This is a genomic window from Rhodococcus tibetensis, from assembly GCF_024438035.1.
Classification (GTDB): Bacteria; Actinomycetota; Actinomycetes; order Mycobacteriales; family Mycobacteriaceae; genus Rhodococcus_F; species Rhodococcus_F tibetensis.
On sequence record NZ_JANFQF010000018.1, the window covers coordinates 114,047 to 121,940 of the forward strand.

Annotated in this window: 10 protein-coding genes; 2 read left to right on the plus strand and 8 right to left on the minus strand. The window is 66.8% G+C overall.

Translation table 11 applies throughout. The features are described 5' to 3' along the window. Positions 1-12 precede the first annotated feature (12 nt). Positions 13-732 (plus strand): TIGR03089 family protein, encoded by a 720-nt coding sequence (locus NOF53_RS20250; RefSeq protein WP_255972006.1) that lies wholly within the window; start codon positions 13-15, stop codon positions 730-732. Here the strand turns inward: NOF53_RS20250 and NOF53_RS20255 are convergent. The 3 genes from NOF53_RS20255 to NOF53_RS20265 are packed head-to-tail and all read right to left on the minus strand — an operon-like array spanning position 717 to position 2,868. After that, positions 717-1,097 carry a hypothetical protein gene (locus NOF53_RS20255; RefSeq protein WP_255972008.1) on the minus strand — a complete coding sequence of 127 codons (381 nt, stop codon included), beginning with the start codon at positions 1,095-1,097 and terminating at the stop codon, positions 717-719. The genes NOF53_RS20250 and NOF53_RS20255 overlap by 16 nt on opposite strands. Continuing rightward, positions 1,098-1,625, minus strand: a complete 528-nt coding sequence (purE, locus tag NOF53_RS20260) for a 5-(carboxyamino)imidazole ribonucleotide mutase (protein ID WP_255972010.1) — start codon at positions 1,623-1,625, stop codon at positions 1,098-1,100. Continuing rightward, on the minus strand, positions 1,609-2,868 hold the full coding sequence (locus NOF53_RS20265) for a 5-(carboxyamino)imidazole ribonucleotide synthase (RefSeq protein ID WP_255972012.1): 1,260 nt from the start codon (positions 2,866-2,868) through the stop codon (positions 1,609-1,611). Before NOF53_RS20265 ends, purE begins: the two co-directional genes overlap by 17 nt. A gap of 131 nt (positions 2,869-2,999) precedes the next feature. Between NOF53_RS20265 and NOF53_RS20270 the strand changes: the two genes are divergently transcribed. Next, a complete protein-coding gene (locus NOF53_RS20270) occupies positions 3,000-3,542 on the plus strand; it encodes a GtrA family protein (protein WP_255972014.1) in 543 nt (180 codons plus the stop codon). 15 nt (positions 3,543-3,557) lie between these two features. Here the strand turns inward: NOF53_RS20270 and NOF53_RS20275 are convergent, their stop codons facing one another. Genes NOF53_RS20275 through NOF53_RS20295 form a run of 5 tightly spaced genes read right to left on the minus strand, consistent with a single transcriptional unit; the run spans position 3,558 to position 7,630 of the window. Then, positions 3,558-4,892, minus strand: coding sequence for a sensor histidine kinase (locus NOF53_RS20275; protein WP_255972016.1), 1,335 nt, complete (start codon positions 4,890-4,892; stop codon positions 3,558-3,560). 9 nt (positions 4,893-4,901) lie between these two features. Then, positions 4,902-5,582 (minus strand): response regulator transcription factor, encoded by a 681-nt coding sequence (locus NOF53_RS20280; protein WP_255972018.1) that lies wholly within the window; start codon positions 5,580-5,582, stop codon positions 4,902-4,904. Between the two features lie 39 nt (positions 5,583-5,621). Next, positions 5,622-6,179, minus strand: coding sequence for a PH domain-containing protein (locus tag NOF53_RS20285; protein ID WP_255972020.1), 558 nt, complete (start codon positions 6,177-6,179; stop codon positions 5,622-5,624). Positions 6,180-6,195: 16 nt separating this feature from the next. After that, the gene (locus NOF53_RS20290) at positions 6,196-6,753 is read right to left on the minus strand and encodes an HdeD family acid-resistance protein (RefSeq protein ID WP_255972023.1); all 558 of its coding nucleotides are present in this window, start codon (positions 6,751-6,753) and stop codon (positions 6,196-6,198) included. 16 nt (positions 6,754-6,769) lie between these two features. Further along, complete coding sequence (locus NOF53_RS20295) at positions 6,770-7,630, minus strand: biotin--[acetyl-CoA-carboxylase] ligase (RefSeq protein ID WP_255972025.1); 861 nt, start codon at positions 7,628-7,630, stop codon at positions 6,770-6,772. Between the last annotated feature and the right edge of the window lie 264 nt (positions 7,631-7,894).

Genomic DNA, 7,894 nt, shown 5'->3' on the forward strand with positions numbered 1-7,894 from the left:
CGAACTGTGTCCATGAACCATGCCTCCCGCACGTTGACCGATGCCCTTCTCGACCCGATCCTGGCGAGCGATCCGGCAGGCCCGCGAGTGACGTTCTACGACGACGCCACCGGCGAACGAGTCGAACTCTCCGCGCTCACCCTGACCAACTGGGCCGCGAAAACCGCCAATTTCCTGCGGGACGAGTTCGCCCTCGAACCGGGGGCGCGGGTGTGCGTGCTGCTGCCCGCGCACTGGCAGACCGCCGCCGTCCTTCTCGGCGCCTGGTGGGCAGGCGCCGAGGTCGTCCTCGAGCCCGATGCGGAGGCCGAAGTCGCACTTGTCTCGGTCGGCCGTCTGGCCGAAGTCGACGACGTACCGGAGGTCGCGGTGCTCTCACTCGACGCATTCGGACGGCCCGTCCCCGACCTTCCCGTGGGTATCACCGACTACGCCACCTCCGTCCGCGTCCACGGCGACCAGTTCCGGCCGACTGTAGCCGGACCCGCGATCGCCGGGACCAGCGTCGACGACGTACTCGACGCGGCACGTGCGTCGGCCGAAGCGCAGGGCATCACGTCGACGGATCGGGTGTCCTCCGATATCGCCTGGGATTCTCCGGATGCACTGATCGCCGGCCTGATCGCCGTCTTCGCGGCCGGCGCGTCGCTGGTGCAGGTGGCCAACGCCGACCCCTCATCTCAGACGAGGCGGATCGGAACAGAGAAAATCACGCGTCAGCTCACTCGGTAGCCGCCGTCGGCCAGTCCCGCGGCGATTTCGAATCTGTTGCGCGCCCCACGGTGGCGTAACTCCTCGAACAGGTACCGGAGCGCAAAACTCCACCCGTATGTGGCCCACTGGTCGGCATGCACCGCCTCATGGCGCAGGAGCGTTCGCGCCGGCGTCCGCCCTGTGAGGAACGCGCCCCCGATCGTCGTCCCCCCGCGCGCGAAGCCGCCCCTCATGCCGCTGCACACGAAGATGCCGAACTCCTCGTCGAAGGCAGTGCGGCCACCCCACACCCGCGCGTACGCCAACGCCGCGCAGGTGATCGCCGCCGACTGCCCATTCCCCCGCGTCGCCCGGATCATCGGCACCCCGCGGCTACGTCTCATTCAGCCGAGGAGCTTCTCGCGAAGGGCCTTGTCCTTGTCGAGCACCATCGATTCGAGCCCGTCCTGGAATGCGACCATCTGACGCTGCAGGGCGGGGTCGGCGGCACCGAGGATGCGGACGGCGAGAAGACCTGCGTTGCGGGCCCCGCCGATGGAGACCGTCGCGACGGGGACGCCGGCGGGCATCTGCACGATCGAGAGCAAGGAATCCATGCCGTCGAGGTACTTCAGCGGAACCGGCACACCGATGACGGGCAGTGGGGTGGCCGACGCGACCATGCCGGGCAGGTGGGCTGCGCCGCCGGCGCCGGCAATGATCACCTTGATGCCCCGACCGGCTGCCGACTTCGCGTAGTCGAGCATCCGCTGCGGTGTGCGGTGGGCGGAAACCACACCGACCTCGAACCGGACACCGAACTCCGCAAGTGCCTCGGCAGCGGCCTCCATGGTGGGCCAGTCCGAGTCGCTGCCCATGATGAGCCCGACCTGTGCGCCCTGCTGTGCTGCCGATTCACTCACCGTGTACATCCCATCCGTCGGTCCATTCCGCGTGCGAAAGCCAATGTGCGGCTCGCTCGGCGCGCTCACGCACCGCGGCCACGTACTCGGGGTCGTCCACGGAACCCGGGCCGCCCACAATGTTGACGTGGCCGATCTTGCGGTCTTTGCGTTCGCCCTTGCCGTAGAGGTGCACTTTGGCGTCGGGCATCCGTGCGAACAGGTGGTGGACCCGCTCGTCCATGCTCATCTCGGGCGCGGCCGTGGCGCCGAGCACGTTCGCCATGACGGTGATCGGCGCGATCGGCGCGGTGTCTCCGAGCGGATAGTCGAGGACCGCACGCAGATGCTGCTCGAACTGCGAGGTCCGGGCACCGTCCATGGTCCAGTGGCCAGAGTTGTGCGGACGCATCGCCAGTTCGTTCACGACGAGGGTGCCGTCGGCGGTTTCGAAGAGTTCCACCGCCATCGCGCCGACCACACCGAGTTCGGAGGCGAGCCGCAGGGCGAGACCCTCTGCAGCTTCGGCAACGGAATCGGGCAGCTGGGGAGCCGGAGCCAGGACCACGGCGCACTGGCCGTGACGCTGGACGGTCTCCACGACAGGCCACGTGGCGCCCTGGCCGAACGGTGACCGTGCCACCATCGCCGACAGCTCCCGGCGCATCTCGACCTTCTCCTCGACGAGGAGAGCGACACCGTTGTCCAGCTGCTGGGTGACGATGCGCTCGGCCTCGTCCGGATCGTCCGTGATCCAGACCCCCCGGCCGTCGTACCCACCGCGAACGGCCTTGATCACGACCGGCCATCCGTGCTGTGCGCCGAACTTCACCACGTCCTCGGCCCACGTCACCTCGGCGAACGCCGGGACGGGCGCGCCGAGCTCGCCGAGCTTGCGACGCATCGCCAGCTTGTCCTGCGCATACATCAGCGCCTGCGGGGGCGGCTGCACGTTGACGCCCTCGGCGACGAGGATGTCCAGGTGCTCGGTAGGGACGTGCTCGTGGTCGAAGGTCAGCGCATGAGAACCGACTGCCGCCTTGCGGAGCGCGTCGAGGTCGGTGTGGCTGCCGAGGACCACATCGGGGCTCACCTGCGCGGCAGGTTCGTCGGGTGCCCCGGAGAGCACGCGAAGAGTCTGGCCGAGCGCAATGGCGGCCTGGTGCGTCATCCGCGCGAGTTGGCCACCGCCGATCATCGTTACGACGGGTTGCCCGGCGTGCAGATCGCGGGGTGTCGTGGGACGCGGTGAGGAGTCAGAGTTGCCGGTCACGGGACATAAGTTTGTCACGTCCGGCACGGGGTTCCCCCGCCGAGGTGGTCGCTCACCAGTTTCTGTGATTCTCCTGATGATTTCACCGCCAATTAGTGGTATTGCCTCCGGCTTTCGTAAACTTCTCCGTTGTGTCATTCGTCGACGGTGTCCTTGCACGCGTACCCCAGCCTTTCCGGGCTCTCGCGTTGCGGCATCACGAGCTGATCAAGTTCGCCATCGTCGGCGGAACAACCATGGTGTTCGACCTGGCCATCTTCTACTCGCTCAGCCTCACGATCCTGGAAGAGAAGCCGGTCGTCGCGAAGGTTCTCTCCGGCGTTCTGGCGACCGTGCTGAGCTACATCCTCAACCGCGAATGGTCGTTCAAGAATCGCGGTGGCCGCGAGCGCCACCACGAGGCGTTGCTGTTCTTCAGCATCAGCGGTGTCGGAGTTCTCATCGCCGCCGCACCCTTGTGGACCGCCAACAACGTCTTCGACATCCGCGCCGACCAGGAAAATCTCACCACTCTGGTGATCGTCGACTTCGTGCTCAACTACATCATCGGAAACCTGCTGCAAATGGTCTTCCGGTTCTGGGCGCTGCGCCGGTTCGCGTTCCCGGAGCAGAACGTCCGCATCGATCCCGATCTGGTCGACGAGGCCGCCGAGGAAGAAATCGGGCATTCCTGAGCGGCGAGACCGCGTTCATCGTGGCTCTCTGATGCCGGTCACCCGGGTCGGCACGTGCTCCCGTGCGATCGGGACGAAGATCGCGAACAGCGCTGGACGGCGACGCTGCAGTTCGAGGCGGCCGCCGTCGGCCTCGATCAGCGCCCTGGCCAGCGCGAGCCCGACACCGGTGGATCCGGCTCCAGAGAACCCGCGGTCGAAGATGTGCGGCGCGAGGTCATTGCTCACCCCGTCGCCTTCGTCCGAAACCTCCACACACACCATCGCCTCGCGGATGGACGTGTCCGGACCGGCTGCCCTCAGCATTTGCCCCTGAATCAGCCGCACCGCGACAGTGCAGGTACCGGCGCCGTGCACGAGGGCATTGTCGACGAGCACCGCGACGGCCTCACGTAGCCGTGAACCCGTCGTCGACGCCATCACGGTGGCGTCACCCTGGAGCACCAGGTCGCGGGAAGCATCCTCGAAGGGCCGCTTCCAGTCTGCGATGACCACGCTGAGCTCCCGGATGACCGACACGGGGTTTTCGGTGCCACTGCTGCGCGAGGAGCGCACCAACTCGTCGATCGCGACGGTGAGGCGGTCGACCTGCGCCATAGCCTCGTCCGCCTCGACCACGACGGCGGGGTCGGAGTGTTCTGACAGTTCGTCGAGGCGCAGGCGCACAGCGGTCAGACGGCTGCGCAGCTGGTGCGACACGTCGGCGACGAGGGCGTGCTCGCGCTGCAGTCGGCCGGCGATTTCGACGGTGGCGGAATCGAGGACGTCGGACACCCGGTCCAGTTCTGGAATGCCGTGGCGGCGACTGTCGGGGCGAAAATCGCCCTCGGCGAGGCGAGCGGCGCGGCCTGCGACGTCCCGCAGCGGGTCGGCGAGCCGGTTGGCGGTGACGACGGCGACCACGGTTCCCGCTGCAATGGATACGAGGACCAGCAGCGCCACTGCGCCCACCGCTTGGCGTTGCTGGGTCCGCATCTCGTCGGACGGCACCTCGAGTCGCAGCGAGCCGGACGTGCCCATCGCCAGTGACTCCACCAGCGGCGACGAGACGACAGGTTCGCCGATGTCGACCCGGGCGGCGCCGTCGTCGACGGTCGGGTACACCACAACCAGCCGTCCGTCCGACGGAACCAGGAGGCGCAGCGAATTGAGGTCGAGCGTTCCCTCGACAACCCCGTCGGCGCCTTCCTGGGTGATGATTTCGGTCGCCATCCGGTCGAGGCGGATCTGGAGGTCGCTGCGGGTGAGATCCTCCACCCACAACCATGCGGTGTAGATCAGCGGGACACCGAGCAGCAACGCCGTGAGGATGACGACAGCGAGGATCGACTGGAGAATTCTGCGGCGCACGAACCGTGCCTAGTCGGTGTTGATCCGGAAGCCGACACCGCGGACCGTCGCAATCCGGCGTTCGGCGGCGGGCCCCTCGTCACCGATCTTTCGGCGCAGCCACGACATGTGCATGTCCAGCGTCTTCGACCCTCGCAGTTCGACGTCGCCCCACACCTCCGCGAGGATGGTGTCGCGCGAGACCACCTGCCCCGCATGTTCGAGCAGTACCCGCAGCAGTTCGTACTCCTTGTTGGCCAGCGCGACTTCGGCGCCGTTCACCATCACTCGCCGGGCGGCCGGTTCGAGGCGGATCCCGCCGACCTCGACGACGGAGTCCTCGGCACCGCCGCGGCGACGCAGGAGGGCGCGGACCCGCGCCATCAGCTCGGCCAGCCGAAACGGTTTACCGACATAATCGTCTGCCCCGGCGTCGAGACCGACGACGAAATCCACTTCATCGGTGCGGGCGGTGAGCATGAGCACGGCCAGGTCGGAACTGTGGGCGCGGACTTGCCGGCACACCTCGAGACCGTCCATTCCCGGTAACCCGAGGTCGAGGATCAACAGGTCGTACGCACCGTCGAGTGCCTGTTCCAGGGCCGCCGGACCCGTCTGCTCGATGGTGACGTCGTACCCCTCCCGACCCAGTGCCCGCGACAGCGGGGCGGCAATGGCTTCGTCATCTTCGGCAAGCAGTACGGCGGTCACCCACACAGGGTACGGAGATGCCCTGAGCGCTGTGACCGGTTACCAGGCTTTGCCGGGATCGACGTCCCCGCGAGGATCTTCGCGCGCGCGACCACGGTGCAGATCCATTGCGTCGAACACCTGGTGGTAGAGGAGCGAGTGGACACGCTGCACGTCGGGAATGTCGTCGAACTCGAGGGGATCATCGGAGGACGAGACGATGACCAATGTGCCGGTTCGCAGCATTCGGTCGAGCAAACCGTGCCGGAACTGAACGTTGCTGATTCGTCCCATCGGGATGTCGATGCCTGTGTGGGTCAGTACGCCGTGCCGGATGAGTACTCGACGGTCGGTGGCGATGAAATGCGTGGATTTCCAACTGAGGAACGGCGCCAGGCACCGCCAGACCACCACCGCGAGCCACAGGGCGAGCACCACGATCAGGGCGACATTCAGCGACGACCCGTCGAGTTTGTTCCCGGCGAGACCGAGAGCGAACCCTGCAACCGCCGTCGCCGCGAGCAGGGTGACGGCAGGCAGCAGCAACATCTTCCAGTGCGGATGACGGTGGAGTAAGAGTTCCTCGTCATCGGCGAGGACGTCCTCGGGGTATCCCATTCGGAAGAGTCTGCCCTCACCGCATGCGATGGAGGACGATCGGGGTGATGACGATGATGATGCCGTACAGCACCATCCACACTCCTACCACGAGGACGAAGACTTCGAGCGAGAGCTCGGGTTGCAGGAGCACGATCGCTCCAGCCACGACACTGATCACGCCGAGCACGATGTTCAGTCCGCGGTCCGCGGCCGTCCCCGACGCGCCCTCGACTATTTCGAGGACGCCGCGGAACACCCACCAGGCACCGACGACCAGGGCGATGATCACCACCGTCTGGAGCGGGCTCCGCAGCACGAGAAACGCCAGAAGTATTGCGAGTGCTCCGGATACGCCGACGAGCGTGCGCGCGGCCCCGCCGGCGTCGACGTCGGCGAACGCCCGGATGATCTGGACCAGTCCGAAACCGAAGAACTGGATGGCAATCAAGACGGCAACCACGGTGAGGGTTACGTCCGGCCACACCAGTACCGCGACCCCCAGACCCAGTGTCAGCAGCCCGAGCACCACGGTGAGACCGGTCAGTGTGCGCAGAGCGGTGAGGTCGGCCGATTCGGGAGTCGAGGTGCCCATGTACCCCAGTGTGGCATCACTCCTTGCGCACCGGACGCAAATGTGTGATGTCACCTGCGGAGACGGCTAACGTGTCGGTTCGGCCGTCGGGCGCGATCACCACACGCCCTTCGGTGTCGATGTCCGTCGCGATCCCGAGAAGTTCAGTGCCGCCGGGCAGTTCGGCGCGCACCCGCTGACCGAGCGTGCCACACCGGGCACGGTAGGCCTCGGCGAGTTCGGTGACGTCCCAGTTCGTGTCGTGCCATTGCTGCCACCGATCCGCGATGGCGCGCAGCACCGCTCGCACGAGCGTGTCACGATCGGTGACCTCCGCGTTCTCGAGCAGTAACGACGTCGCATGCGGAACGGGCAGCTCCTCCCGGGCGAGGCTGACATTGATCCCGATTCCGACGACCACCGCGGGATCGGGCGTCGTGGTGGCCACTTCGGCAAGAATGCCGGCCACCTTGCGGCCATCGATCAGCACGTCGTTCGGCCACTTCAACTCGGCGGGCACCTTCGCGACGGCGCGCACCGCATCGACCACCGCGACTCCGGTCAGCAACGGCAGCCAGCCCATGTCGCCCACGCTCATCCCCGGCATCGTGAGCAGCGCGGACACGGCGATCTGCGCCTGGGGAGGGCTGACCCAGGTGCGGGAGTGGCGCCCGCGCCCGCTCCCCTGAAATTCGGCCAGCAGGACGTGCCGGTCACAGTCCGAGTGGGCAGCACGGGCAAGGAGGTCCGCGTTGGTGGAGCCGGTCTCCTGCACGACGTCCAGCCGCGACCAGAACGCACGCGGATCGCCGCCGACGGTTCCTGCTTCGTCGCCGCGGACGAGGGCCTTACGCAGTGCGTCGGCGTCGAGAGGGGGTCGGTTCAGATCGGTCCACATCTCTCCAGCCTATGGTGGACACGAAAATGTACTGGTCAGTAGCCGGGTCCGGACGCCCACCTCCCTTGGCAACAGCCCCGCCACTCTCGTTAAGCTGACCTGTCATGACCACTGTTCAGGAGCCGAGCGCGCCGGAGTCGGCGAGCACGCCCGATATTCACACGACCGCGGGAAAGCTCGCCGACCTGCGTAATCGTCAGGCCGAGGCGCAGCACCCCAGCGGTGAAGCAGCGGTCGACAAGGTCCACGCCAAGGGCAAGCTCA